Source organism: Glutamicibacter sp. MNS18 (genome assembly GCF_026107515.2).
Classification (GTDB): Bacteria; Actinomycetota; Actinomycetes; order Actinomycetales; family Micrococcaceae; genus Glutamicibacter.
The window spans coordinates 150,399-175,582 of the sequence record NZ_JAPCHW010000007.1 but is presented as its reverse complement, the minus strand read 5'-3'; the positions used below and the strand labels follow the sequence as shown (position 1 = coordinate 175,582).

General features: G+C 61.1%; 19 protein-coding genes. 5 read left to right on the top strand and 14 right to left on the bottom strand.

The features are described 5' to 3' along the window. Positions 1-233 precede the first annotated feature (233 nt). Positions 234-1,598, top strand: a complete 1,365-nt coding sequence (locus OK351_RS12030; RefSeq protein WP_265159234.1) for a hypothetical protein — start codon at positions 234-236, stop codon at positions 1,596-1,598. Positions 1,599-1,761: 163 nt separating this feature from the next. Here the strand turns inward: OK351_RS12030 and OK351_RS12025 are convergent, their stop codons facing one another. Beyond that, on the bottom strand, positions 1,762-1,890 hold the full coding sequence (locus OK351_RS12025; protein WP_265159232.1) for a hypothetical protein: 129 nt from the start codon (positions 1,888-1,890) through the stop codon (positions 1,762-1,764). A 322-nt stretch (positions 1,891-2,212) separates the two neighbouring features. On the opposite strand from OK351_RS12025, the gene OK351_RS12020 reads away from it, so the two are divergent. Beyond that, positions 2,213-2,752, top strand: a complete 540-nt coding sequence (locus OK351_RS12020) for a hypothetical protein (RefSeq protein ID WP_265159230.1) — start codon at positions 2,213-2,215, stop codon at positions 2,750-2,752. Between the two features lie 91 nt (positions 2,753-2,843). Here the strand turns inward: OK351_RS12020 and ffh are convergent, their stop codons facing one another. After that, positions 2,844-4,409, bottom strand: coding sequence for a signal recognition particle protein (gene ffh, locus OK351_RS12015; protein WP_265159228.1), 1,566 nt, complete (start codon positions 4,407-4,409; stop codon positions 2,844-2,846). A gap of 175 nt (positions 4,410-4,584) precedes the next feature. Between ffh and OK351_RS12010 the strand changes: the two genes are divergently transcribed. Next, entirely contained in the window at positions 4,585-5,277 is a 693-nt protein-coding gene (locus tag OK351_RS12010; RefSeq protein ID WP_265159226.1) for a DNA-3-methyladenine glycosylase, read from the top strand. Between the two features lie 124 nt (positions 5,278-5,401). Here OK351_RS12010 and OK351_RS12005 read toward each other — a convergent pair whose 3' ends face one another. The 4 genes from OK351_RS12005 to ftsY all read right to left on the bottom strand — a co-directional run bounded on the left by OK351_RS12005 (position 5,402) and on the right by ftsY (position 11,361). After that, positions 5,402-6,619, bottom strand: a complete 1,218-nt coding sequence (locus OK351_RS12005; protein WP_265159224.1) for an ammonium transporter — start codon at positions 6,617-6,619, stop codon at positions 5,402-5,404. A 244-nt stretch (positions 6,620-6,863) separates the two neighbouring features. Next, positions 6,864-7,523 carry a hypothetical protein gene (locus tag OK351_RS12000; protein WP_265159222.1) on the bottom strand — a complete coding sequence of 220 codons (660 nt, stop codon included), beginning with the start codon at positions 7,521-7,523 and terminating at the stop codon, positions 6,864-6,866. Positions 7,524-7,632: 109 nt separating this feature from the next. Beyond that, the gene (locus tag OK351_RS11995) at positions 7,633-9,759 is read right to left on the bottom strand and encodes an acyltransferase family protein (protein WP_265159220.1); all 2,127 of its coding nucleotides are present in this window, start codon (positions 9,757-9,759) and stop codon (positions 7,633-7,635) included. 420 nt (positions 9,760-10,179) lie between these two features. Continuing rightward, positions 10,180-11,361, bottom strand: coding sequence for a signal recognition particle-docking protein FtsY (gene ftsY, locus OK351_RS11990; protein WP_265159218.1), 1,182 nt, complete (start codon positions 11,359-11,361; stop codon positions 10,180-10,182). Between the two features lie 109 nt (positions 11,362-11,470). Between ftsY and OK351_RS11985 the strand changes: the two genes are divergently transcribed. Continuing rightward, positions 11,471-12,730, top strand: a complete 1,260-nt coding sequence (locus OK351_RS11985) for an MFS transporter (protein ID WP_265159216.1) — start codon at positions 11,471-11,473, stop codon at positions 12,728-12,730. Here the strand turns inward: OK351_RS11985 and smc are convergent. Next, positions 12,727-16,296, bottom strand: coding sequence for a chromosome segregation protein SMC (gene smc / locus OK351_RS11980; RefSeq protein WP_265159214.1), 3,570 nt, complete (start codon positions 16,294-16,296; stop codon positions 12,727-12,729). The genes OK351_RS11985 and smc overlap by 4 nt on opposite strands. Positions 16,297-16,446: 150 nt before the next feature. Between smc and OK351_RS11975 the strand changes: the two genes are divergently transcribed. Next, positions 16,447-17,259: a serine hydrolase domain-containing protein gene (locus tag OK351_RS11975; protein WP_265159212.1), complete on the top strand. Its 813-nt coding sequence runs from the start codon at positions 16,447-16,449 to the stop codon at positions 17,257-17,259. Between the two features lie 21 nt (positions 17,260-17,280). Here OK351_RS11975 and mutM read toward each other — a convergent pair whose 3' ends face one another. The 7 genes from mutM to OK351_RS11940 form a co-directional block, all read right to left on the bottom strand. Continuing rightward, positions 17,281-18,204 carry a bifunctional DNA-formamidopyrimidine glycosylase/DNA-(apurinic or apyrimidinic site) lyase gene (gene mutM / locus OK351_RS11970; RefSeq protein WP_265159210.1) on the bottom strand — a complete coding sequence of 308 codons (924 nt, stop codon included), beginning with the start codon at positions 18,202-18,204 and terminating at the stop codon, positions 17,281-17,283. Between the two features lie 12 nt (positions 18,205-18,216). Further along, positions 18,217-18,921: a ribonuclease III gene (gene rnc / locus OK351_RS11965; protein ID WP_265159208.1), complete on the bottom strand. Its 705-nt coding sequence runs from the start codon at positions 18,919-18,921 to the stop codon at positions 18,217-18,219. Between the two features lie 2 nt (positions 18,922-18,923). After that, positions 18,924-19,127 carry a 50S ribosomal protein L32 gene (gene rpmF / locus OK351_RS11960; RefSeq protein ID WP_013348816.1) on the bottom strand — a complete coding sequence of 68 codons (204 nt, stop codon included), beginning with the start codon at positions 19,125-19,127 and terminating at the stop codon, positions 18,924-18,926. Positions 19,128-19,129: 2 nt separating this feature from the next. Next, positions 19,130-19,693: a YceD family protein gene (locus OK351_RS11955; RefSeq protein WP_371931431.1), complete on the bottom strand. Its 564-nt coding sequence runs from the start codon at positions 19,691-19,693 to the stop codon at positions 19,130-19,132. A 140-nt stretch (positions 19,694-19,833) separates the two neighbouring features. Beyond that, complete coding sequence (locus OK351_RS11950; RefSeq protein WP_265159187.1) at positions 19,834-21,441, bottom strand: class I SAM-dependent methyltransferase; 1,608 nt, start codon at positions 21,439-21,441, stop codon at positions 19,834-19,836. A gap of 62 nt (positions 21,442-21,503) precedes the next feature. Further along, a complete protein-coding gene (locus OK351_RS11945) occupies positions 21,504-23,150 on the bottom strand; it encodes a stealth family protein (protein WP_265159185.1) in 1,647 nt (548 codons plus the stop codon). A gap of 25 nt (positions 23,151-23,175) precedes the next feature. Next, positions 23,176-25,179 carry a glycosyltransferase family 2 protein gene (locus tag OK351_RS11940; protein ID WP_265159183.1) on the bottom strand — a complete coding sequence of 668 codons (2,004 nt, stop codon included), beginning with the start codon at positions 25,177-25,179 and terminating at the stop codon, positions 23,176-23,178. Positions 25,180-25,184 lie beyond the last annotated feature (5 nt).

The following is a 25,184-nucleotide window of genomic DNA, read 5'->3' as shown; positions in this document are numbered from 1 at the left end:
CTTAGCCCATCCGCTTACCAAGCCTCCAACATGCATGGGCTTTGCCCCGCGATCAACCAATAGGACGTTCACTTGGGACACGCAATAGAATCCCATGTTTCGAAGTGCATTCGAGGTTCGATGTTCGTCGGACCATTTCGCGGTGTTTGAACCAAGGTGTCAGGGTTTCCATCTAGGATCAAGATAATTCACTTGCTATGGGTGCAAGCGGTCTTGAATCATGAGGAGTCAATGTGAATGACGAAATCGAACTAATCAACGACGGTGAGGGCCTTGCGGTGATTGGTGACCCGGCCGCGGTTGACCGCTTTTTGAATAGTCACGGCCTTGAATCTCGTGAGCTGAACGTTAACCGTGTCAGCAAAACCCTTGGCACTGGAGCTGGACTGGCGAAGACAGCGGGGCAGATCTCGACCGAGTCAGGACGCTGGGTTAAACTGACCGAAAAATCAGCACAGGCCATGAAGGTCGACAAGCTGATGAAAGGTTCTACTCCGCTATATAGTCGTGGTGTCCTGACCAAAGACGGCAAAATCACCGGTTTGCTGGAGTTCGTTAAAGCGGACAGCCTGCTTGCCGCGCCAGGCACATTACTGACCAATCCTGCCCTTCTGTCGGGACTTTCAGGCATCATGACTCAATTAGCCATGGAGCAAACCATGGAAGAGATCACCGATTACCTGAAAACCATTGACGAAAAGCTGGACGATGTCCTCAGAGGGCAAAAGGACACGGTTCTGGCCGGCATGATCGGTGTTGGTTTCGTCATCGAGGAAGCTCTCACTGTCAGGGATCAAGTTGGACGTGTCTCCGAAGTCACCTGGTCCAAGGTACAAGCCACGACCTTGACAATTGCCCATACTCAAGCCTATGCATTGCGAGCCATTGATCACTTGGTCGAGAAAACCGAAGCCAAAGGAAAATTAGGCGACCTCGGCAACGAAATCAAACAAACCGAAGCCAAGGTCAACGAATGGCTAGCAGTTCTCGCGCGCTGCTTCCAGTTGCACGATGCGATTTCCGTTCTTGAGCTGGATCGCGTGCTGGATCATTCGCCGAAGGAGCTCGACAAACATCGTGATGCACTGTTGGTTGCCCGCAACAACCGGATTGAACATATCATCCGATGTACTGAACGGTTGATCGACAGAATGAATGCTGCAGCGGCTTTTGCCAATACGAAAGTCCTGTTTAACCCCGTGACGGCCAAGAACACGGTTCGTTCCAGCAACACCGTCAAAGACGCGGTCACTCACTTTCTGGTGGGTATCGGCATCGAAAGTAGTCACGCAACCAGCGACGCGAAGCGCTGGCTTCAAGCGTTGTCTGAGTTAAGGGATGATGTCGTTGAGACGGCATCAGACGGAGTCGATGCCGCCAAACGTATCGGCGGGGAAACCGCGGAACTGGCAGCGGCTGCCAAGAGCAAGGCGGTCGAGTCCGGTACTGAAGGAATACATGCAGCCAAGAGCTTGGGCACAGACGGTGTAAACCGGGTGTTGTCCATAACGGAGAGACTCTCTCGCGGCTTGGCCGATCGGCTCGGCCAACGAAATGGTGAACCGCCGGCGTTGGAATCCTCCGCCGAAGAGAAGTAGTGGTGCCCGGTGCCAATGGTCAGGACTCGACCCGGGGATATACCAATGTTCTGGTATTCAAGCTCGAGCAAGCCTTAAACGAAAGATGCACATGTCCCCGCCGAATCATGAGCGGGGCATGTGCAAACTTTGGCGCCCGGTGGCTTGCCGGGCAAGAAGCTAACTACTTGGCGGCTTTGCGCACAGGCTCGATGACTGAGTCTGCGGCATTCTTCATGCGCTTTTCGGCACGCTTTTCCTTGATGGATTTGGAAGGTTTCTTCGCTTCGCTCTTACGCGGTGATTTCGACACAGATGCCGTCCTAGCTGGGAATCGACCGATTCCCAAGAAAACGGGGAAAGTACCCCTGGGTCCCATCGTAGCCGACGACGCTGGGCATAGGCCCGGACAGGGCTGTACGCGCCGGTTTGATCACCACCGGCGCAATCCGGGGTGGGCGTGTGCGGAAAAGCGGTCGAACGCAATCGCACATCCACGATGCACCGGTTCCCGGGGAGCCACCCGTGGCCCGAGGCCGGCAGGTGAGGACTCATGCCGCGGGTGGAGATGTTCGCCAAGAAGTTGCCCCGACCGGTGGACGCGCTGGCCACTTGGAGTTTTCTAGTGTGTAACCATGATGAAAAAGAAGACTCTCACCGCCGCCGCATTGGCCGTTCCACTGGCCCTGGCCCTGACTGGCTGCGGTATTTCCTCTGCATTTGACGACAGGTACGAGGACTCTGCCTCGAAGTCGGCCAAAACCTCCCAGGATGGTGTCGCCTCCGGCCTGCTACCCGGCTGGGTTCCCGCCGGAGGCAGCGATATCCGCCTTGAGCAGCGCAGCACCGGTCATGAACGGATCTTCGTCATGGACTATGCAGGGGAACTACCTGCTGGGCAGTGCACCAAGATCAAGGAAGAAGGCGCACCCTCCGCAGCGGAACTGGAGGCCGCCTACGGCGGTGACCCGCGCACCAAGGATATCGACCCGGAGGAGTTCGTGACCTTCCGGACCCTGGAAGCGGACTGGTGGCCCGACGCCACCGAGCAGCGAACCACGCACCTGTGCGGCCGGTGGTGGGTCCATCAGCAGCAGGGCAACCTGTACGCCTTCGCCCCGGATATCTCCGGTGTCGCCACCAAGGTGGTGCAGGAGCGCGCCGAAAACCAGTAGGGCGGTGAGCGCCGGCATCCGATCTTCCCGCGCCGGTCCCTAAAAACAGTGGTGGCCCCGTCCGGACGGGGCCACCACTGTTCCTACGTTTTTACTTGCCCAGGTACTTTTCGAACCCGGCAGGCAGGTTCAGGCTTGAGGGATCAAAGTCCTCCGGAACCCCGCCCTTGCCGAAGGCCGCACCGGCAGGGGCCGCGGCCTTCTTGTTCTTGGCCTCCAGCTCCGCCTGGGCCGCCTTGGCCGGATTGCCGTACTTGACCTGCTTCTTGCCCTTGCCTTTGCCCTTGGCCTTGCGGGCGGCACCGCGTCCGGCACCGGGCATACCCGGCATGCCGCCACCGGCGGCCATCTTCTTCATCATCTTCTGCGCTTCGGTGAACCGTTCGAGCATCTGGTTGACCTCGGAGACCGAGACGCCCGAACCCTTGGCGATACGGGCGCGGCGCGAACCGTTGATGATCTTCGGGGCATTGCGCTCATGCGGGGTCATGGAGCGCACAATCGCCTCGACCCGGTCGATCTGGCGCTCATCGAACTGTTCAAGCTGCTGACGGGAGATCTGCGTACCGGGCATCATGCCCAGCAGCTTCTTCATGGAGCCCATCTTCTTGATCTGGGCCATCTGGGCGAGGAAGTCCTCCAGGGTGAAGTCTTCCTGGTCGGCGAATTTCTTCGCCATCCGTTCGGCTTCGCCCTTGTCCCAGTTCTTCTCGGCCTGTTCGATGAGCGTCATGATGTCGCCCATCTCCAGGATGCGGCTGGCCATCCGGTCCGGGTGGAAGATCTCGAAATCGTCCAGGTTCTCACCGGTGGAGGCGAACATGACCGGCTTGCCGGTCACCGACGCCACCGAGAGGGCGGCGCCACCACGGGCGTCACCGTCCAGCTTGGACAGCACCACACCGGTGAAGTCCACACCCTCGTGGAAGGCCTGCGCGGTGTTGACCGCGTCCTGGCCGATCATGGCGTCGATGACGAAGAGCACTTCGTCGGGGTTGATGGCGGCGCGGATGTTCGCGGCCTGCTCCATCATTTCGGTATCGACACCCAGGCGGCCGGCGGTGTCGACGATGACCACATCGTGCAGCTTGGCCTTGGCCTCGGCCACACCGTCGCGGGCCACGGTGACCGGATCCCCGGTGGGGGTGTCGAATTCGCTGGAGACTCCCGGGTGCGGCGCGTAGACCGGCACCCCGGCACGCTCGCCGTTGATCTGCAACTGCTTGACCGCGTTCGGGCGCTGCAGGTCACAGGCCACCAGCATCGGGGTGTGCCCCTCGGTCTTCAGGTGCTTGGCCAGCTTGCCGGCCAGGGTGGTCTTACCGGCACCCTGCAGACCGGCGAGCATGATCACCGTGGGAGGGTTCTTGGCCAGGTTGATGCGGCGGGTCTCCCCGCCGAGGATGCCCACCAGTTCCTCGTTGACGATCTTCACGACCTGCTGGCCCGGGTTCAGCGCCTCGGAGACCTCCGCGCCCAGGGCGCGTTCCTTGATCTGGGCCACAAAGGCACGCACCACGGGGACGGCAACGTCGGCGTCCAGCAGGGCGCGACGAATTTCGCGGACTGTACCGTCAATGTCAGCCTCGGTGAGCTTACCCTTGCCACGCAGGTTCTTGAAGGTGGCTGTCAGGCGATCGGAAAGTGAATTAAACACGTGCCGGGCACTTCTTTCGGTAGGTCGTGTGGTGCGTCAAAAAGGCGCACAGGACTCAACGAACAAGAATATCAACAATCGCCGGTCTTCTTTGCCTGTTTCACCCATTGCGTGAATAACCCAACGCAAATTCACAGTCCTGCGCGTTGCGCCTCGCAGCTGGGATACTGGCCGGATGGATCGAGATCTGCTTGCCGCCCCGGCCCTGGACGTCGCCCCGCTGCTGCTCGGGGCGCTACTGAGCGTGGATTCGGACGAGGGCCCGGTGACACTGCGCATCACCGAAACCGAGGCCTACCACGGTCTGGGAACCACCGGGCCCTATGATCCGGGGGCGCATTCGAAGGACCGGAGGACCGAACGCACTGCCTCGATGTTCGGGCCACCGGCCCATGCCTACGTGTACCTGAGCTACGGACTGCACCATGCCCTGAACCTGGTCTGCTCGCCCGAGGGGGTGGCCTCGGCGGTGCTGGTGCGTGCCGGTCGGGTGATCGACGGATTGGAGCTGGCACGATGGCGGCGCACCCGGAACCGGCCAGGTAGCGGACAGCAGGCGCTACCGGTCAGGGACGAGTTCCTCGCCCGCGGGCCGGGAAACCTCGGAAGGACCCTGGGCATCACCCGCCAGGAACATGACGGTCTTGACCTGTTCAGCAAGCCGTTCGGGCTGCAGTTGCCGGCCTCCCGGGCGCCCCGGATCGCCCACGGGCCGCGGGTCGGCGTGTCCGGCCCGGCCGGGGGCAGCGATTTCCCGTGGCGTTTCTGGATCCCGGGTGAATCGAGTGTCTCGGCGTTCCGCCCGGGCCGCAACGCCCCGCGCTGGCGTTACGACCCGCTGCGTGATGCCTTCCGCGAACCGCGGTAGCCCGCCAGAACCGGGACAGGCGCCGGTGCCCGTACAGTGCCCCAGTGCATAAGAAATACCCCGGGTCCGGCACCACCAACCACTGTGGTGCCGGACCCGGGGCCCCCCTTTTTTGTTGCCCCGGTTACCTCGCCAGCTGGTAACCGGACTCCTCGTGCTCTGCCGCATCGATGCCGGCAACTTCCACGTCGCTGTCGATGCGCCATGGGATGATCTTATCGACCAGGGTGGCAATCACCCAGGTGGCCGCGGCGGAGAAGATGATCACCACGACACAGGCCACAACCTGCGAGACCAGCAGGGCGAATCCGCCACCGTAGAACAGGCCGCCGGCGGTTTCCTCACTGGGCAGGGCGATGAAGCCCAGGGCCACGGTACCGATCAGGCCGGCGACCAGGTGGACACCCACCACATCCAGCGAGTCGTCGTAGCCGAGCTTCCACTTCAGGCCCACGGCCCACGCGGCTGCCGCGCCGGAGACGATACCCAGCAGCAGGGCCGCCCACGGGGCGATGTTGGCGCATGCCGGGGTGATGGCCACCAGGCCGGCCACCAGACCCGAGGCCACACCTACCGAGGAGGGCCGCGAACCGCGCAGCTTCTCCACCAGTACCCAGCCCAGCACTGCGGCGGCCGGAGCGGCCAGGGTGTTGACCCAGATCAGGCCGGCCTGCTCGATGGTGGTGGCGGCACCGGCGTTGAAACCGAACCAGCCGAACCAGAGCAGTGCGGCGCCGAGCATGACCAGTGGGGTGTTGTGCGGCTGCGGGCGGTCGTGGAAGTTGTGGCGCTGGCCCAGCTTCAGGGCCAGGACCAGTGCGGCCACACCGGCGTTGGTGTGGATCACGGCGCCACCGGCGAAGTCGATCGCTTCGCCGAAGAAGCCGCCGAGCACGCCATCGGCGCTGAGCATGCCGCCGCCCCAGATCCAGAAGGCGATAGGTGCGTAGACCACGGAAACCCAGACCGGCACGAAGACCAGCCAGGCGCCGAAGCGGCTGCGGTCGGCGATGGCCCCGGAGATGATGGCCACCGCGATCATGGCGAAGGCCCCGGCGAAGCCGACATCCAGCAGGTCTGCCGGATCGGTTTGCGCCAGCCCGAAGTCACTGAGCGGGTTGCCGATCAGTCCGGCAATGGCCGGCTGTCCGGCGGAGAGCGAGTAGCCCCAGAGCACCCAGACCACTGCGGTGATTGCCGCGGCCGAGAAGCTCATCAGCATCATGTTCACCACGCCGGTTGCGCGTGTCATGCCCCCGTAGAACAGTCCCAGTGCCGGTGTCATCAGCAGCACCAAGGCCCCGGCGATCAGTATCCATAGGCTGGCTGTTGTCAGTTCCATATCAGCCACTTCCCCTCATTGCGGTGTTCGATGAATTGTCTTGACGGGGAATCGCTCGTCCTTGGGCTAACCCCTCGGTATCAATCATTGACCACCGGTGTTTCAGGTAATACGCAGTTTTCGTTTCGACGGTGTGACATTGGGCTGACCCAGGTAACGGTTGGTGTCATCCCGTGTTTCGGCGAGGTTAACTCACCGGCGGGGTGCCGGAACGGGTCCGTCGCACCCCGCCGGAGGCCGCAGGCTAGAGCCGCTTGAGTTTGACCACCTGGAACTCGGGCACCGTGGTGCTGCCACCGATCTGCGTGCTGTAGGTCAGCGATCCGGTGATCTCCGCGGTGACTTCGATGATGTCCTCGGCCACCACGTCATCGAGGATCTCGCAGTTGATCAACCCGTCCCCGGCGTTGAACATCGAGTTGTGTTCGTAGGAGTACTTGCCTACGTGGGCGTGGGAGATCTCGGCACGGAAGGTGCATGGCCCGGTTGCCGAATCGAATTGGGTGACGCGGGCGTAGATGATCACATTGCGTTCCAGATGTGAATCCGGTTTCTTCACGATCTGGGCCAGTTCCCGCTTGCTGATCTTCTTGGCCTTGTTCAGCTTCTCCTTTTCCTTCTTTTCGGCTTCTTCCTTGGCCTTCTTCTCCTCGGCCTTGCGCTTCTCCTCGGCCTCAGCTGCCTGCTTGCGTTCACTCTCCGCGGTTCGCAGTTTTTCCAGCTCGGTTTCCGCGGCCGCCAGTTTGGCTTCGGTGCCGGCCAACCGGGATTTGAGTGAATCGCGGTCTTTTTCGGCGGCGGCCACGGATGCCAACGCCTGGTCGTGGTCTTCCTGCGGCACTCCGCAGGCCACGAGGGTGAATGCCATCACGATGGCAATGAAACTAACAGCAGCCTTTTTCACGGCAAACCATCCTTGGTACGAGTAGTGGATCCGGATTCCCCAACTTTGATCCGGATCACCCATAACGTATCGGGCGCCCCCGACAGAATGGCTTGGTACGCCCTTCGGCTCAGTTCCAGAGCCTGGCGGAGTCCACGGCGTCACGCAGGCGTTGCTCCAACGGCGCACTCATGCTTTGGGCGAAGGTCCGGCTCAGATGCGAGTGGTCGTAGTAGGCCAGCACTCCCCCGATGACCGAATGGCAGGTGCCGTCCTGGCAGAAGTAGTCATTAACATCCACCGCAGTGATCCGCGGATCCTCCATGGCTTGCGCGGCGTCGTATTGCGGATCCATGGGGACCCAGTCCTCCGCGCTGCCGGTACACAGCGACAGGTCATCCGGGTTTTCGGCGACGCAGTCCGGCACATTGTCCAATGTGGTCCCCGGCCATGGGGTATCACGCAGTACCACGATCTCTGCTCCGGAGTCCGCCCAGGCCTCAAGGATCCGGGCGTAGGCGTCTTCTGCAGGGGCGGCACTGTCCGCGCGGTTGTAGCCGACCACCGTCTTGGATTGCCGGTTGGAGGAGACCACCAGATCGTATCCGCCTTCGGCGATTTCTTCGGCGGCCCACTGCCCGAACTCGGCGCAGCCTTCTTCCTGCTGCGGATTGTCGAACTCCTGGGCAAGCCCCATGGGCGCGCAGGCGCTGGCCACATAGGTGTCGATCTGCCAGTCGTTGTCCCGGGCCACGGGTTCCAGGGCCGGGACCCAGTGCCCGGCGTGGGAGTTGCCCACCAGTGCCACCTTGGTATCCCCCGTACCGTATTGGCAGACGGTCCGGGTGGAGAATTCGCTCTCGGCTTCGGCAAAGCAGTCGTCTTCGTAGACCGGTGGCCGGTCCTCCTTGGCCACCACCGGTGCCGGTGCCAGTGTGTCGAAGCTGGTCTCGGTGTCTTGGCAGTCATTGGCCAGGGACGCGGCCCCGAAGCATTCGATACCGACCTCGTCCTTGACCCGTTCGATCCCGGCCTGGATGTCCTTGGATTCCTCGGTGAGCTGTTGGCTGACGGTGTAGAAGTTCCCGCCCAGCACGGCCAGGGCCAGCGATCCGGCCAGCAGGAATCGCGGGGCGGTGACGATCCTGGAGCGCTCCATGTAGCGGCGGAACCGGGTCTCGACCAGCTTCTGCGTGGCCACGGCCAGCAGCACGATACCGGCCAGGGCAATGAGCTTGTGGACGGCAAGGAAGTCGCTGAGGACAAATGGTGCCAGGATCAGCACCGGCCAGTGCCACAGGTAGATGGCATAGGAGTGATCCCCGGTGAATCGCATAACCGGATGGGACAGCAGGCAGAGCGGTGAATACCGGCCGGTGGCATGCGTCCAGAGCACCAGCATGGTTCCGATCACGGGAACCAGCGCCACCGCCCCGGGGAAGGGAAGCTCGGCGTTGAAACCCACCGCACTGCCGGCAATGGCTACCAGGCCCAGCCAGGCCCCCATGGCCGGCAGCAGGCCGCTCTTCGGGGCACAGGCCTTGGCGCCGAGTACCGCCACCAGCGCCCCGGCGGCGAATTCCCAGGCCCGGGTGAAGGTGGAGAAGTAGGCGATCCCGGCGGACTGGGCGGTGGCGTATACCGAATAGGCCAGGGAACCGGCAAAGAGCACGCCAATCCCCGCTCCGACGGCGAGCGCTGGCCTGCGCCCGGATCTCACCCCGAGCAAGACCAGCACGCCGATCAGCACCGGCCACACCAGGTAGAACTGTTCTTCCACGGAGAGCGACCAGAAGTGCTGGAAGGGGCTGGGTGCGTCCGCTTCGGCCAGGTAGTCGACCTTGCTGGAGGCCAGGAACCAGTTCTGGAAGTAGAAGGTGGAAGCCAGCGCCTGCAGCCCCCAGTCCTTCCAGACCGTGGCCGGTGCCAGTGCCCACGTGCCGGTAAGGGTGGCCAGGATGACCGCGAAGGAGGCCGGGAGCAGTCTTTTGACCCGGCGCATCCAGAAGCCGAGGATGTCTCCGACGTGCCGTGGCGGCTTGTTCATCAGGTGCCCGGTGATCAGGAATCCCGAGATGACGAAGAAGACGTCCACACCGATGAAGCCACCGGGCAGGCGGTGTGGCCAGAAGTGGTACAGCACCACCACGGCCACCGCGATGGCGCGCAGTCCCTGGATGTCGGCGCGGAAACCGGCGCGCGGGGTGGACGCAACCTGCGGCGTACTCATTTCCGGTGTGGTGCTATGGCGGCTCACGTTCGGCGCGGTTCCTTCGGTAGACCAGTGGTGCTGTTGCCTGCCCCGGAACGCGGTACGGACTGCGTATCTGCCAAGGCGACAGGGACCAGCGTCACCGTTGGCCCCAGCTATCCTGTCTACCGGCGGATGCTGACCGGTTCATCAAAGAATCCTGACCCCGCCATCAATAAGGATGCGTATTGCGTTCCTGGTGGATTGCCACTCACCGGCCGTGACGTGCAGCCACACGTTTCGGCGGAGCGGAGGCGCGGATCCGGGACGCGGGCGGCAGGTTGTGGGCGTGTCCCGTGTCCCGGGGTGTGGTGAATTGCGCCGGGAGTCATAGGTCCAGGAGCCCGGCCGGCTTTCGCCCTGGAACCACGAATGCCCCGGAACCACCAGATGGTGGTTCCGGGGCATTTCGGCCGTGGGTCTTGCCTAGCCTTCGAGCAGGGCGTCCACGAATTCCTCGGGGTCGAACGGTGCCAGGTCGTCCGGGCCTTCACCCAGGCCCACCAGCTTGACCGGCACACCGAGCTGGCGCTGGATGGCCACCACGATGCCGCCCTTGGCGGTTCCGTCCAGTTTTGTCAGGACGATGCCCGAGACGTTGACCACCTCGGAGAACACCTTGGCCTGGGTCAGGCCGTTCTGGCCGGTGGTGGCGTCCAGGACCAACAGGACCTCGTCCACGGTGGCCTTCTTCTCGACCACGCGCTTGATCTTGCCCAGCTCATCCATCAGGCCGACCTTGTTCTGCAGGCGGCCGGCGGTGTCGATCATGACAATGTCCACGCCCTGGTCGATACCTGCTGCCACGGCTTCATAAGCCACGGAGGCCGGGTCAGCCCCGTCGATCTCGGAGCGTACCGTTGGCACACCGACGCGGTCGCCCCAGGTGGCCAGCTGTTCGGCGGCTGCGGCGCGGAAGGTATCGGCCGCGCCGAGCAGCACGTCCTTGTCCTCGGCGACCAGCACGCGGGCCAGTTTGCCAATGGTGGTGGTCTTGCCCACGCCGTTGACGCCGACCACCATCAGGATGCTGGGACGGTCCGGATGCGGCTCGGGCAGGTAGTTGCGGTCCATGCTCGGGTCAACGAGCTTGAGTAGTTCCTCGCGCAGCATCGCCTTGACGTGCTCGGGGTCGCGGCTGCCTTCGACCTTGACCCGTTCACGCAGCGCGTCAACCAGTTCGAGGGTCGGCTCGGTGCCGAGGTCCGCCAACAGCAGGGTTTCCTCGATCTCGTCCCAGACGTCCTCGTCGATCTTGTCCTGGCTGAGCAGGGCCAGCAGGCCCTTGGAGAACATGTTGTTCGATTTGGTCAGCCGGGCACGCAGCCGGGCCAGTCGTCCCTGGACCGGCTCGGGGACATCCAGCTGGAATCCCGGTGCTTCCTCAATGACATCCGCCGGCAGGCCCTCGCCCGGTACGGCCGGGGCTTCGGTGTCCTCACGTTCTTCGGTGAGGGTCCCGGTCCCGGAAGGCGGGTCGTTCGCGTCGCGTTCGCTGGTGTAGGGGGTCTTTGGTTTACGGCCCTTGGAGACCAACGCGATGGTTCCAATGCCAATGATCGCTATGACCGCGACCACAATGATTATTGTCAAAAGCTGATCAGACACGTTTAGATCATCTCACAGTCTAGAATGATGGCTGGCAGTTCAATCCGAAGCTCCCACAAGGAAGCTGGTTAGCCCGCTGCCCTGGATGGATTGGGCGGGCAAAGCACTTATGTCCAAAATTGTTCCACGTACCGAGCGCCCCCGGATTCCACGGGAAATCACCATTCTACTGATTGCGGCGTTCATCATTGCAGTAGGTTTCGGGCTCATTGCGCCCATCTTGCCGCAGTACGCGGTCAGCTTCGATGTGGGTGCCGCCGCGGCCAGCGTGATTGTCAGTATTTTCGCCTTTGCCCGGCTGATCTTCGCGCCGGTGGCCGGGGCGCTGACCGCCAGGCTCGGCGAACCCAGGGTGTATGTCACCGGCGTGTCCCTGGTGGCGCTATCCACCCTGTTGTGTGCCGTGGTCCAGGACTACACCCAGTTGCTGATCGCCCGCGGGCTCGGCGGATTCGGCTCCACCATGTTCACCATTTCGGCCATGGCGCTGATCGCCCGGCTGGCCCCGGAAGGGTCCCGGGGACGGATCTCGGGACTGTACGCCGGGGCCTTCCTGCTGGGCAATGTCACCGGTCCGGTCATTGGAACCCTGCTGGCACCCTTCGGGATGCGCCTTCCCTTCGTGATCTACGGGGTGGCGCTGGTGATCGCCGCCCTGGTGGTGTATTTCACTCTGGCCCGCAAACCCGTACTGAACAAGCTGGATGGGGCCGGGGAGGTGCTTCCGGTCGCACCCATCCCGGTATTGACCACCCGTGAGGCGTTGCGCTCCCCCACTTTCAGGGCGGCCATGGCCTCGGGTTTCAGCTACGGCTGGCTGGCCTTCGGCATCCGCACCTCGATGATCCCGCTGTTTGCCCTGGCGGTCTTCGGAGAAGGCACCGGACAGCAGGTCGCCGGGATCTCCCTGGCGATCTTCGCGGTGGGCAACGGCATCGCGTTGACTTTCTCGGGCAAGCTGACCGATGCGGTCGGGCGCAAGATCCCGGTGATCGTGGGCATGGGGATCCTGCTCTCCTCGATCGTGCTGATGGGCTACTTCACCTCATTACCGGCCTTCATCGTCTTCTCCATCCTGGCCGGTTTCGGCGGAGGGATCCTGGGACCGGCCCAGCAGGCCGCGGTCGCGGATGTGATCGGTTCGGGACGCAATGGCGGCAAGGCGTTGGCCGGCTTCCAGATGGCCACTGATTTGGGCGCCATCATCGGCCCGCTGATTGCCGGGTTCATGGCCGATAATCTCAGCTACCAGGTGGCGTTGAGCGCGTCGGGAGCGGTATGCCTGATCGGGGTGGCGGCCTGGCTGCTGACCCCGAGCACCATCAAGCCCGTGGCCAAGGAAGATCCCGAGGCACCCGCAACACCCTAGGCGTTCTGCCGGTCCATCTTCTGGCTGATCACCGTGGTGACCCCGTCGCCTCGCATGGTGACCCCGTACAGCGCGTCGGCCACTTCCATGGTCTTCTTCTGGTGGGTAATCACGATCAACTGCGAGGACTCCCGCAGTTCCTCGAAGATCGTGATTAGCCTGCCCAGGTTCACGTCATCCAGTGCCGCCTCGACCTCATCCATCACGTAGAAGGGCGAGGGCCGGGCCTTGAAGATGGCCACCAGCAGCGCCACCGCCGTCAGGGAGCGTTCCCCGCCGGAGAGCAATGACAGGCGCTTGATCTTCTTGCCGGCCGGGCGTGCCTCAACCTCGATCCCGGTGGTCAGCATGTTCTCCGGGTCAGTCAAGACCAGCTGGCCCTCGCCACCGGGGAACAAACGGTCGAAAATCCTCTTGAACTGCACGGCGGTATCGTTATAGGCCTCGGTGAAGACCCGCTCCACATGCTCATCCACATCCCGGATGATCTGCTGCAGATCGGCCCTGGACTTTTTCAGGTCTTCGAGCTGCCCGGAAAGGAACTTGTGGCGTTCCTCCAGCGCGGCGAACTCCTCCAGGGCCAAGGGGTTGACCCGGCCCAGTGCGGCCAGGTCCCGTTCGGCCTTCTTCAGCCGCTTCTCCTGCTCGACCCTGTCGTAAGGTTTGGTTCCTACCGGGTTCCCGTCCTCGTCCACGTTCTGGCGCAGCTCTGCCCATTTGTCTTCCGGATCGATCTGCTCCGGGATCAGCTGGTCCGGGCCGAAATGTGCGATCAGGTAGTCCGGGGTGTAGCCCAGCTCCTCCAGGGCCCGCTGTTCCAGGTTCTCGATCCGCATCCGCAGTTCGGCGCGCGCCACCTCGTCACGGTGCGCATCATCGGAGAGCCGGGCAAGTTCCGCGGCCAGTTTCTCGGCTTCGGCACGCTCACTGGCCAGTAGCTGATCCACCTCGCCCTGCCGCTCGGCCAGCTCTCCGCGTTCGGAATCTGCCATCTGCACGGACACCTCAATGAACTGCAGGATACGTGCGGCGTGTTTCTCGACCCGTGCAGCGTTCTCGGCCTGGGCCCGGCGTTCCTCGGCCCGGCGTGCGGCCACTTCGCGGTGGCTGCGTTCGGCGGCGGCGGTACGCCGCAGTCCCTCGATGCGCGAGCGCAACGCGGTGACCTGTTCTTCGCTGCTACGCAGGGCCAGCCGTGCTTCGAGTTCCTGCTGCCTTGCTGCGGAGGCCGCGTCGGCCAGGGCGGCACGTGAGGCGTCATCAACGGTTTCCTCGTCCCGGTCCTCCGATGCCATTTCCATGCGTTCGGTGATCTCTTCCAGGGACTCCTGTTCCATGACCAGTTTGTCCTGGGCCTGGGCGAGCTTCTCCCGCTGGTCTTGACGGTCCTTCTCGGATCGACGTAGCCGCGCGCCGAGCTCGGCGAGGTAGTCGGTCAGTTCGATAATGGCGGCATCCGAATCACGTAGCGCGGCCAATGCGTCATCATGCCCGCTTTCGGCTTCGAAGAGAACCGGTTCCCGTTCGGCCAGGGAGCGCTCGACTCGCTGCAGGTCTTCACGGACCTGGAGCAGCTCGTGTTCTGTGGAGTCGATCAGGGCCTGTTGGGCGATGAGCGAGGCGCCCGCGCTATCACCCAGGATGCTGCGGCTGGCGGAGACGAGTATTCCGTCAAGTGTCACCAGGGTTGCATCGGGGTACGTTGCGAGCAGGACACGGGCCCCCGGGAGATCTTCGACAATGAAATACCCTTGTAGCAACACATCCACCAAGGACGACAAGTTGTCCTGGCAGCCGACGACTTCCCGCGCGCTGATGGCGTCATGGACGCTCAGAACCGTCTGCGGTGAGGTGACCGAAGCATGTAGCAACGAGACATTGATTCCGTCTTGACCTGCCAGCGTCTCTACCAGCCCCAGGCCTTGTTCAAGATTCCGGACAACCAGGGCCTCGGAGGTTTCGCGCAGGATCGCCGCGATGGCTGTTTCGTAGCCGCTGCTGATGGTCAGCAGCTCCCCGAGCCGGCCTTGCAGGATCGCCCCGTGTTCCTGAAGCAGCGCTTCGGAAACATCATCGCCTTTGGCGTTGAGTTTCAGTGCGTCCAGTCGCGCGCTCAGACCGGTGTTCCGTGCCGCGAGTTCGCGTTCCTGCTGGCGCTCGGCACGCTGCTGCGCCCGCAGTTCAGTGTACCGATGTTCCACGTTTTCGAAGTTGGAGTTCAATTCCTCCTCCGCGACGGTGCGCTCTTCCAGTTCCGCTTGGAGGTTCTCGAAGGATGCACGGTCCGCAGCCAGGTTGGCGTCAAAGGATTGGTCGTTGTCCTTCAGCCGGGCGATCTCCGCGCTGGTGACATCCACACGGCTACGCGCGGAGGCGACCTGGGAGGCCAAACGGGCCATACCCTCCCGGCGATCCGCGGCGGCGCGCAGCAGTGCGGCCATCCGTTGCTGTTCTGCACGAGCGGCCTCTTCCGCTTCTTCCTTCGCCTCGACCGCTTCGGCAAGGATCTCGTGACGGTCCTCGAGTGCCTCTTCCAATTCGTCGAGTTCCTCGGACAGTCGCTGTGCCTGGGCTTCCAGCTTTTCCGGGTCACGGCTGGCATCGAAGTGGGTCTGGTTGCTCGCCAGCAGGTTCGAGCGTTCCCGCGCCAGGGCCACCAGGGAACGGTAGCGTTCCTGCAACGTGGTCAGGCCAACCCACGTTTCCTGAATCTGGGATAACCGCGGGGTGATCTGCCCGAGCTTGCCTTCCAGGGATGCCACGTGGCGTTTGACGTGTTCCAGCCTGGTGCTGGTTTCCTGTTGGGCCGCCTGGATCTTGGCTTCGTCGTTGATGTCATCAGCCAGCTTGTTATTAAGGATCACCAGGTCATCGGCCATCAGGCGGGCTTTGGCATCCCGGACGTCAAGTTGGACGGTTTGGGCGCGCCGGGCGATTTTCGCCTGCCGCCCCAATGGCGCCAGTTGACGGCGCACTTCGGCACCGAGATCCTCCAGTCGGTCAAGGTTGCCCTGCATGGCCTGGAGTTTGCGTAGCGTCTTTTCCTTGCGCCGGCGGTGCTTGAGCACTCCGGCTGCTTCCTCGATGAACCCGCGCCGGTCCTCCGCTGTGGCATGCAGGATCCGGTCCAACTGCCCCTGGCCCACGATCACGTGCATTTCCCGGCCCAGTCCCGAGTCGGAAAGCAACTCCTGGATATCAAGCAAGCGACAGGAGCTGCCGTTGATGGCATATTCCGATCCGCCAGCACGGAAGAGCGTACGGGAGATGGTCACTTCGGCGTAGTCGATCGGTAATTGCCCGTCGGCATTGTCGATCGTCAGGGAGACGTGGGCACGCCCCAGGGGCGGACGGCCGGCGGTACCGGCGAAAATGACGTCTTCCATTTTCCCGCCGCGCAGCGTTTTCGCCCCCTGTTCGCCCATGACCCAGGCCAGGGCGTCCACCACATTGGATTTCCCTGATCCGTTGGGGCCAACCACAGCGGTGACGCCTGGTTCGAACTCGAAAGTGGTCGCCGAGGCAAAAGACTTGAACCCGCGGACGGTGAGTGTCTTTAGATGCACGGTGATGGATTCCTGGGTTCTCTGTGTCGGATATAGGCTGGTGAGGTGGATAGGGTTGACTGGACCCTGCAATTCTATCGAAGCTAACCCCTGATATTGCGCTTGCCCCGCGTGATACCGATGTGAATAACCCATGAGATTGGATTCAATGTGGATGCGCTGAAGCAGATCGAACAATGGCCGGTGGACAGTGCGGTGAGCCTGGTAGTTGATGGCTCCGGTAAGGTCTCCGGATCAGTCGGTGACGTAAGCCGCCAGTACCCGCTGGCCTCGGTCACCAAACTGCTCAGCGCCTATGCTTTCCTGCTGGCACTGGAGGAAGAAGCCATCAGCCTGGAGGATCCCGCCGGCCCCGAAGGCGCCACCGTACATCATCTGCTGGCGCACACCGCCGGGTATGACTTCGACAGCGACAAGATCCGTTTCGAGCCGGGCAGCAAACGAGGGTACTCCAACATGGGATTCGATGTGTTGGCTCGTCACCTGGAGGGATCTGCGGGAATCGGGTTTACCGAGTACGTGACCGAGGCTGTTTTCGCTCCCTTGGGTATGTCCCGCACCACCCTGGTAGGCAGTGCTGCCAAGGACGGCGTGTCCACCGCCCAGGACCTCGCACTCTTCGCCGCGGAGCTGCTGAATCCCACTCTCCTTGCGCCGCAGACCCTGGAGGATGCGACCAGGGTTCACTTCGAGGGCGTGGCCGGGATCCTGCCGGGGTACGGGCGACAGAGCCCCAACGACTGGGGTCTGGGCTTCGAGATCCGCGGTTCCAAATCACCGCATTGGACCGGTGCCAACCATCCGGCGACCACGTTCGGCCACTTCGGCCAGTCCGGCACCTTCCTCTGGGTGGACCCGGAGCACCGGCTGGCATGCGTCACGCTCACCGACAGGGCGTTCGGTCCCTGGGCGGTTGAACTCTGGTCGGATTACAACACGCAGGTGCTCAAGGATTTTTCGTAGGAAGATGCGGTCACCCTCGGCTCAGCTCCGACGGGGTCGAGGCTGGCACACCGGGCAGGTAAAGGAGGAGCGGCCCATGAAGGCGTCACGCCGGATCAGCGAGATGCGACCTTCGCCGGCGCATCGTTGGCATTCCTTGCCTTCCCGCCCATAGACGTTCAGCGACCGGTCGAAGTAGCCGCTGGCCCCGTTGACATTCACGTAGAGGGAGTCGAAGCTTGTGCCACCGGCCTCCAGTGCCCGGAGCATGACATCCTTCAGCGCTTCATCCAGCCGGGTGACTTCAGGCCTGCGGATCGTGGCGCTATTGCGTAGACCGGAGAATCCGGCCTGCCACAATGCTTCATCCGCGTAGATGTTGCCGACCCCGGCGATGACACCTTGGTCGAGAATGGCACGCTTGACCTGCGTGGTCCGCCGGCGCAGGGCAGAGTACAGCATATCTGGGGTCCTGAAAGGGTCCAGCACGTCCCGGGCTATGTGGGCTGCCGCATGGGGCATGAGCGGAAGATCGCTGCCTGCTCCCCCGGGACCACCGTCAGGGGTCTGCACCAGGGGCGAGAGGAACATCCCGCCGAAGATACGCTGATCAATGAATCTCAGTTCCTCGGGGGCATCAGCCCGCTCGCTGAGCGATAGCCGAACCTTGAGGTGTTTTTCGTCAGGTGCATCGGGCCCCTCGATCAGCAGCTGACCACTCATTCCCAGATGCGCCACCAAAGCCGCGGGAGTTGGCAGCCCTGACAGGTTCAGCCACAGGAACTTACCACGGCGCACCACGGATTCCACGGTGCGACCTTGGAGGGTCTGCCTGAAGTCCTCGGGACCTTCGACGTGACGGCGTACCGAACGGGCATCGAGCACCTCGGCAGCTTCGATACGTCTGCCCCGGACCCAGGAGTCCAGTCCTCGGCGAACTACTTCAACTTCGGGAAGTTCAGGCATGTATAACCCACGTCATTTTGAGGTGGGAGTTCCCGGTTCATCCGGGTGCAGCAGTTTCCAGCTCAGGCGGGCGGCTTCCTGTTCGGCTTCCTTCTTGGACGGTCCGTGGCCTTCGGCCAAGACCCTCTGACCAATGTTGAGGATGGCTGTATAGGCGCGGGCATGGTCCGGACCGGTACCGGTGACCTCGTAGAAAACTTCACCGAGCTTGTTGCCGGCGGCCTCTTCCTGGATCACAGTCTTCCAGTCGGTGGCTGCCCCGAGCAGTTCACCATCTTCAAGCATGGGAGTGATCAGGCGCAGGATCAAGGAACGAACGACTTCGATCCCATGGTGCAGGTAGACGGCTCCGAAGATCGCTTCCACGGTATCGGCGAGGATCGAGGCCTTATTGGCTCCGTCAGACTGTTTTTCACCACGGCCAAGGTAAATATGGTGGCCCAAGTCCAGCTGCCGGGCCACGGAGGCCAGGGCGCGCATGCTCACCACGGCGGCACGGCGTTTGGCCAGGTCTCCTTCGGCGAGATCCGGTTGGGTCTCGTAAAGGTACTCGGCGATACAGAAACCCAGGATCGAATCACCCAGGAATTCGAGGCGCTCGTTGGTGGGAATGCCACCGTTCTCATACGCGTAGGAACGGTGGGTCAGTGCAAGACGAAGCGTCTCGGAGTCAATAGTGACTCCGAGACGCTTCTGAAGTTCTTCTTTAGAAGACATGCTTAGACGTCGGCGACCTTGCGACCCTTGTACTCAAGGAACAGCTCGGTACCGGCCGAGTCGGTTACGACCTTGGCCTGGTGCGGCAGGCTGTAGGTGACGCGGCCGTTTTCAACGGTCTTCACCAGGTTCGGTGCGGTAGCCTTCCACTGAGAACGGCGGGCACGAGTATTCGCACGGGACATCTTCCGCTTTGGAACAGCCACGACTACTTCTCTTCTCTCTCGTCTGACGTTTTACTTGGTGTCGCATCCTCTGCGACTATGTCGGCCAGCTGCGCAAGCGCTGCCCAACGAGGATCAAGGACCTCATGGTGATGCTCAGGATCCTCGTTAAGGTTCTTGCCACATTCGCTGCAAAGCCCTAAACAATCTTCCCGGCATACCGGCTGGAACGGCAGGGCGGTTACCACTGCGTTCCGCAGCACCGGGTCGATATCGACGTAATCGCCGATGACCCAGTACTGGTCTACTTCATCATCTTGCTCGATTTCGGTATTCTCTTCATAGTAGAAGAGCTCCTGAATATCGGCATCATAATCATACTCGATGGGTGTCAGGCAACGGCCGCATTCACCGGCGATTTCCACCGTGGCGACTCCGGAAACCAGAACACCCTCATGTACGGATTCGAGCCTCAGATCCAAGGAAATCTCGGATCCTTCACGAACACCAATGAGTGCTACGCCCACTTCCGTGGGCGCGGGTATCTGCTCAATCAGAGATATCATCGACCCGGGTGATCGCCCGAGCTCTTTGGTTGAAATAACCAAAGGAGAGTTGTGATCAGGGACGCCGTGTGACGACCGATCAGAACGCTTTTCGCTGATGATAACTCCTCTTGAACATAGACCGACATTTCATCTTAGCCCACCTTAATCGCACTGACCAAACGCGCGACGACCCGAGGTGCCTATTCGGGCAGTTTTGCGATGAGCCTCACAACGTGGGGGTTCTCGCGCTCGAACGGTGCCAGTCCGGTACCTTCCTCCCGGTGGATGATTTCCACCCCGATCTGCTGCAGCTGCCGGGCGAATTCCTCGGTGTTGATGAAGCGGCGGTAGGAACGGAAGCGCGCCTTCTTGAGTTTTTCATCCTGGTCAGTGCGGTGTTCAAAAGCCAGCACATCCCCAGGGCGCAGTACCGCTTGCAGCTCTTGGAGCAGTTGCCCTTGTTCGGCGTCCGTCAGGCCGTTGAGGACGAAGCGCACGTAGAACAAGCGTGATCCGGTCGTTTGGTTTTCAGTGACGATTGAGCCGATCGCACCGGGTTGCAACACGTCGATTTGGTGCACCGCGATAGCCGACTGATCAGCCACATGGCTGGTGGCGGCAGCGACAGCGTAGGGGCTGCGTTCCAGGCCAATAACGGATTTCGCCACGGTTACCAGGACCTGCAGGTCTCGACCGTTGCCGCACCCGAGATCGTAGGCTGCAGAGAGTTCGGGTAGCACTCCCGATTCGGCCAACCACTGGCTGAATGCGGATGGTTCCGCGGTTTCGGGGCGGGAATAGTAGTCGTCCATGGCGATACGGGTACGTTGGCTGTAGTCCAGCAGGGGTTCGGGGTCGCGACTGCGCCGACGTTCCCCCCATTTGAAACCTGGGTCCGGGGTGGACCATTCTTCACCGTAGACATGTTCCACGACCGCCTCGGGTTGTGAAGGAATACCGACCCGGTACCCGTTGAGTTCACCGGCTTCGACAGGGTGAAATACTCCCGGGTCGACGTCATCGGTACCCACGCGCCCGAAGGGGAAACCTACGTTACCATCGGATTTGATGAACAGGTGCGCAATATCCACCATGATCTTCGAACCGGTAGTCCGTCGCACCGAGATGCACGATGCCTTCGGGGTCACCGAGTAGCCTGCCTTGACCAGGGCATGTCCGACCTGGGCGAATTCCTCTGCGACTTGCTCTGCCGTGGCCTTCGAACTCAGGTAGGCGCAATCCATATCCTTGTCATGGGGTATGAATCCGTTGTGTCGTACGTATCCCAGCAAGGTTCCACTGAAAAGGAACGACCTGGACCCAGTGACTTCCTCGATGACCCGGTCGACTTCTTGATAGAGCTTCATCACGCCGTCTTGCCAAGTATGGTCCTGGTCCTTGGCCTGCTTGGTGATCCGGCCCTTGGCGTCAAAGGACTGACCAGCCGCATAGCGCTGAAGCAGTTTGTCCAGGTCTTCCTTGCCTTCCCGTTCCGGATGGGAAAAATCCTTGCCGTTGGGCATCCGCAGAGGGGTCCCGTCGAACAGCACGGTAATCCGGTCGGATGGGTTAGCGAACCGCCACACGTCATAGACGCCGATCTCGAACGGGAGCTTGCCGTTGATCCCAGGGTTCAAGGTCGTCCTGGTCACCAACGTGTCATTGATGAAAAGTTCTACTGGCAGATCCGAGCTGGTTACTTTGCGTGACCGTACATACCCGGAGATGGTGCGGGTATCAATACGCTCCACGGCACCGACGTCGCCGATATTGGTCACACGTCCGAGCATTTGGGTGATCTTGCGCAAGTTCAGTTTCCTTACTGTGTGTAGCACCGCCAGCGCAGGCCGGCAGTCAAATCAACTACCGTTTATTTTTCGAAGCTGGACTTCGACGGGAAATAGGATTCAAGGAACTCGGTGACGAATTCATCGTCGATCGGCCGGGCTCCTTCCACGGGGGCATCGTTGATGCAGAAGGTGTCACGGTGTCGTCGCCGCAAGGTAGATTCCATGGTTCCCACGTATCGATCGTCAAGGATGTTGATGTAGTTGTACCGCAGCATTGTCGGGACGGCGCGCCCTATGACTTGTGCATAGTAGTGGTGCAACTGGTCTGCGACGATGTCCTCATGATGGCGGAAGCGGCTGGCCCAAGTCCGCTCGTAGACCTCCTTGAACTTTTCTTCCATCTCAAAGTGCACGGATTTCAACTGCGGGTGGGGAGTGTGTTTGATTGCCCGGGAGATCGTAATCCCGAACTCGTCATCGATGATCTGACGCATGTTCCGCGTCAGATTCAGGTGCGGCTCGTCGGCCACGTTCGGGTCCCCGAAAGGTCGTCGGTTATTCGATGTGGATACCTTTGCGATCCCGTTGCCCAGGAAAAACTTGTCTTTACTGATCGGGCGACCGAAGAAGACGTCGTCATTGATATAGACATAGTGTTCGCTCAATCCCTCAATGTGATGAAGACGGGAAATGATCGAGTTGCTATTGAATGTTGGAAGGTACTCCCCTTCAGGATAGATGTCCTGGTGATCGATGATCTCGATCTGTGGGTGGTCCGTAGCGAGCCAGGATGGCCGCTGGCCGGCGGTGACGATAAAGATCTTCCGGAACCAGGGCGCGTACATCTCCAACGAGCGCAGGGAGTACTTCAGTTCGTCCCGGGAACGGAATCGTGCCTCGTGATTGGCTTCCTCATGGTAGCCACCACCGACAACAGTGGGATCGAATTTCCGCTTGGAAGCCAACCAGTCCGGGTCATCGCCATCGACCCAGGTATATACCGCATCGATCGGGAACGTGACGTCGTCCAGCATCCGCTTGGTGAGAACCTTGGGTGTACGAACCTCGAAATTTCCGGCGGTGGTCGTCACGCGTTCAAAGTCGGTGGCCGACAGTACCTTGGCAGCACGGTTCTCGCGCGGAGCAGTGGCTCCCCCGGTCTCGTCGATCTCCCAGAACTCGATCTGCGTGGCCGAGTTGCGTGCCATAGGCATCTGTCTGGAACCTACAAGCCGCGGTTCCAGGAACTCCAAGATGTCCGCTTCAGCGAATTCATTGGATTTAGCCACCTTTGACACATGGCGAAGCAGAACCGATCCATCGCGCACGTTGAGGTACACCGGAGCCGCGACGAAATCGTTGGAAATAACGCGGATGAGCTCTGCCCGGTTCTGTCGGTCCACGCCAATCACCGGTGGATGTGCCGGTTCCATCGAGATCAGCCACCATTCAATGGCTGCCCGATCCAGGCTTTCGGTCAGTAATCGGAAGTTCGCCTCGATCGCCTCGGACAGGTTGCAGTTCTCCACTGTTGTCCAGACAATTCCGTCCCGCACAATACCGAGCTCCGGATCCAGATCAACCCCCCGATTGGCCGTCCGTTGCACGACTGACGAACGAATCTTCCCGACCTTGCGCTCGACTTTAATACCTTGGGTTCGCAGGGAACGGTAGGCTTTCTTGCCCAGCGCGCCTTCGACGAGCTCCTTGGCCTTAAGTTGTTTCATTACTGTTCGAATCACAGTGCCCACTTTAACCCCTAACCGACGACTTCTTGTGTACCTCGGGTCCGCCCATCGGTCGCGATCCCCGAATCCGGCGCCACAGTTGCTCACGTGGATCCCTGATGCGATGCAACCCGAGCATCGCGCGGTAGACCTGCCGCACGGTGATGGCAGGAAGTCCCGAATCCAACCAGGGACTGGTACTGCGCTTCGATAGCCATCGTGGGCCCTCAGCGACGGCCAAGTAAATGGCCCGGTATCCCGACGTTTCAAGGCACACCAGTTCCTTGCGGGTAAATCGGTACGCGGATCCGGCTTGGAGTATTTCCTGCAAATCCTGCGTGGTCGCCGCGAAGACAAGATCAACAGTTTTGTTATGTAGCTCGACGTGCCGCTCTTCTGCTGTGTAGATGGGAGTCAGAAACACGTAGTTTGGTCCGCCCGGGACTTCGTTTTGCGGGTTCTTGTCAAGGTTCGGCAGGCATTCCGTTGTCGTGGTGGCGACAAGTCCGGCAGTATCCAGCGCCAAGCGATAGGTCGACGAGCCGTACTCGATCAGCTCTGCGCCTAGTGCCGACAGTCGCTCCCAATCCGGCGAGTCAGGCAGGAGCACAAACCGTGTGGGAATTGCCGAATGATGCCTCGAATACCAGTACATGGCCTCGGCATGCCCGCCAGCCCAGCCGGGGGAATCCATGAATAGCCACAGCTCTGCATCTTCATTGTCGAGTACTGCGCCTTGCCTGATTGCCAGTGATCCATCGTGCACCGCTGTCATCGGATTCTTCTCATCGTATCCTCCGACCCAAAGATAGTGGTACCTGAATAATTCGCGCCCAAACACCCTGATCGGCAACGAATTTGCGAATTCCGCCCGGTACTCGTTATCGCCAATCGCGAGTGTACGCCCAGGACCATCACTGTTGCCCGGGTATCGGACGAGAGTAAGACCGCGGTCCACATCCCTGCGCAGCAACACAGCAGACCCAGAATCCGATGGAGACGATCCCTTGTATCCGAAAGACAGGGCGTCTCGTAACACATCAGTCATTCGGGGAAGGTCGTAGCTGCCAATGGCTTCGGCCGAAATCCCCTCCATGATTCTTTCCATGAGGAAGTGGAACCGCTGCTCTGCCGCAGCTTCGAGGTTCACCCGCACCTCACGGGGTTTCATCCCTGCGCGCACATAGGTCAATAGGTCATAGATCAGCATGAATTCGAGCCATCTGGGCATAGGACGATTATCCCGGACCAAAGTCTCAATCAGTTCCAAGTGCCCGTGCTCGAGGACTTGGTCGTATTTTTCCGGTCGACGAGAACCGGACTGAACCGCTGAATCATTGGTGGCACGGATGCGGTAGAAATACTTGGCTTTCGTCACGAAAGAAATGGTCGGATCATCGTGACCCAGGAGGTACTTGGCCACGAAGTGGGCATCTTCGAAGTTGAAACGAAGTTCCTCATTAAAATTCAGGGACAACCGCAAAAGATGCTCTCGCTTCACGACGGCCGTGGGACCGTGCATGTGAAAGTACCCGGGTTCGGCCCTCAGGTGAACTGTCCTGCTTCCACTGCGAAAACGGTAGTTCAATGGGTGCTTGGAGGAGAACTTCCCGGATGACTCAACGTATTTGACCAAACGTGTGACATACATCGACGGCGGTGTTTCTCCGCTTGTTCTTATCGTGTCACAGAGTTCGCTCACGTAGTTCGTAGCCAAGAAATCATCCGGGTCGCAGAATGTCACCCATCCGCCCGTCGCTACCGTCATGCCCAGGTTTCGTGCCGAAGCTTGTCCACCGTTGGTCTTGGATAAAATCCGGTGGCGCACTGTGGTGTCCCGCCCCCAGGCCTCGATGATCTCTTCCGATCCGTCCGTTGATCCATCAAGAACGAAGATGGTCTCGAAGAGGTGGCGATCGACTTCTTGGTCATCGAGAGAGTCCAGGTATCGCTGCAAATACCGTTCCACATTGAAGACAGCTGAAACTATGGACAGAAGCGGCTTCTCACTTGAAATCGTCGCGGTCATCTACC

What these genes read in the sequence shown, in the direction of transcription:
- OK351_RS12020 (WP_265159230.1), top strand. Translation starts at nt 2,213, where the DNA reads ATGATGAAAAAGAAGACTCTCACCGCCGCCGCATTGGCCGTTCCACTG.
- OK351_RS12010 (WP_265159226.1), top strand. Translation starts at nt 4,585, where the DNA reads ATGGATCGAGATCTGCTTGCCGCCCCGGCCCTGGACGTCGCCCCGCTG.
- OK351_RS12005 (WP_265159224.1), bottom strand. Translation starts at nt 6,619, where the DNA reads ATGGAACTGACAACAGCCAGCCTATGGATACTGATCGCCGGGGCCTTG.
- OK351_RS11985 (WP_265159216.1), top strand. Translation starts at nt 11,471, where the DNA reads ATGTCCAAAATTGTTCCACGTACCGAGCGCCCCCGGATTCCACGGGAA.
- mutM (WP_265159210.1), bottom strand. Translation starts at nt 18,204, where the DNA reads ATGCCTGAACTTCCCGAAGTTGAAGTAGTTCGCCGAGGACTGGACTCC.
- rnc (WP_265159208.1), bottom strand. Translation starts at nt 18,921, where the DNA reads ATGTCTTCTAAAGAAGAACTTCAGAAGCGTCTCGGAGTCACTATTGAC.
- OK351_RS11945 (WP_265159185.1), bottom strand. Translation starts at nt 23,150, where the DNA reads ATGAAACAACTTAAGGCCAAGGAGCTCGTCGAAGGCGCGCTGGGCAAG.
- OK351_RS11940 (WP_265159183.1), bottom strand. Translation starts at nt 25,179, where the DNA reads ATGACCGCGACGATTTCAAGTGAGAAGCCGCTTCTGTCCATAGTTTCA.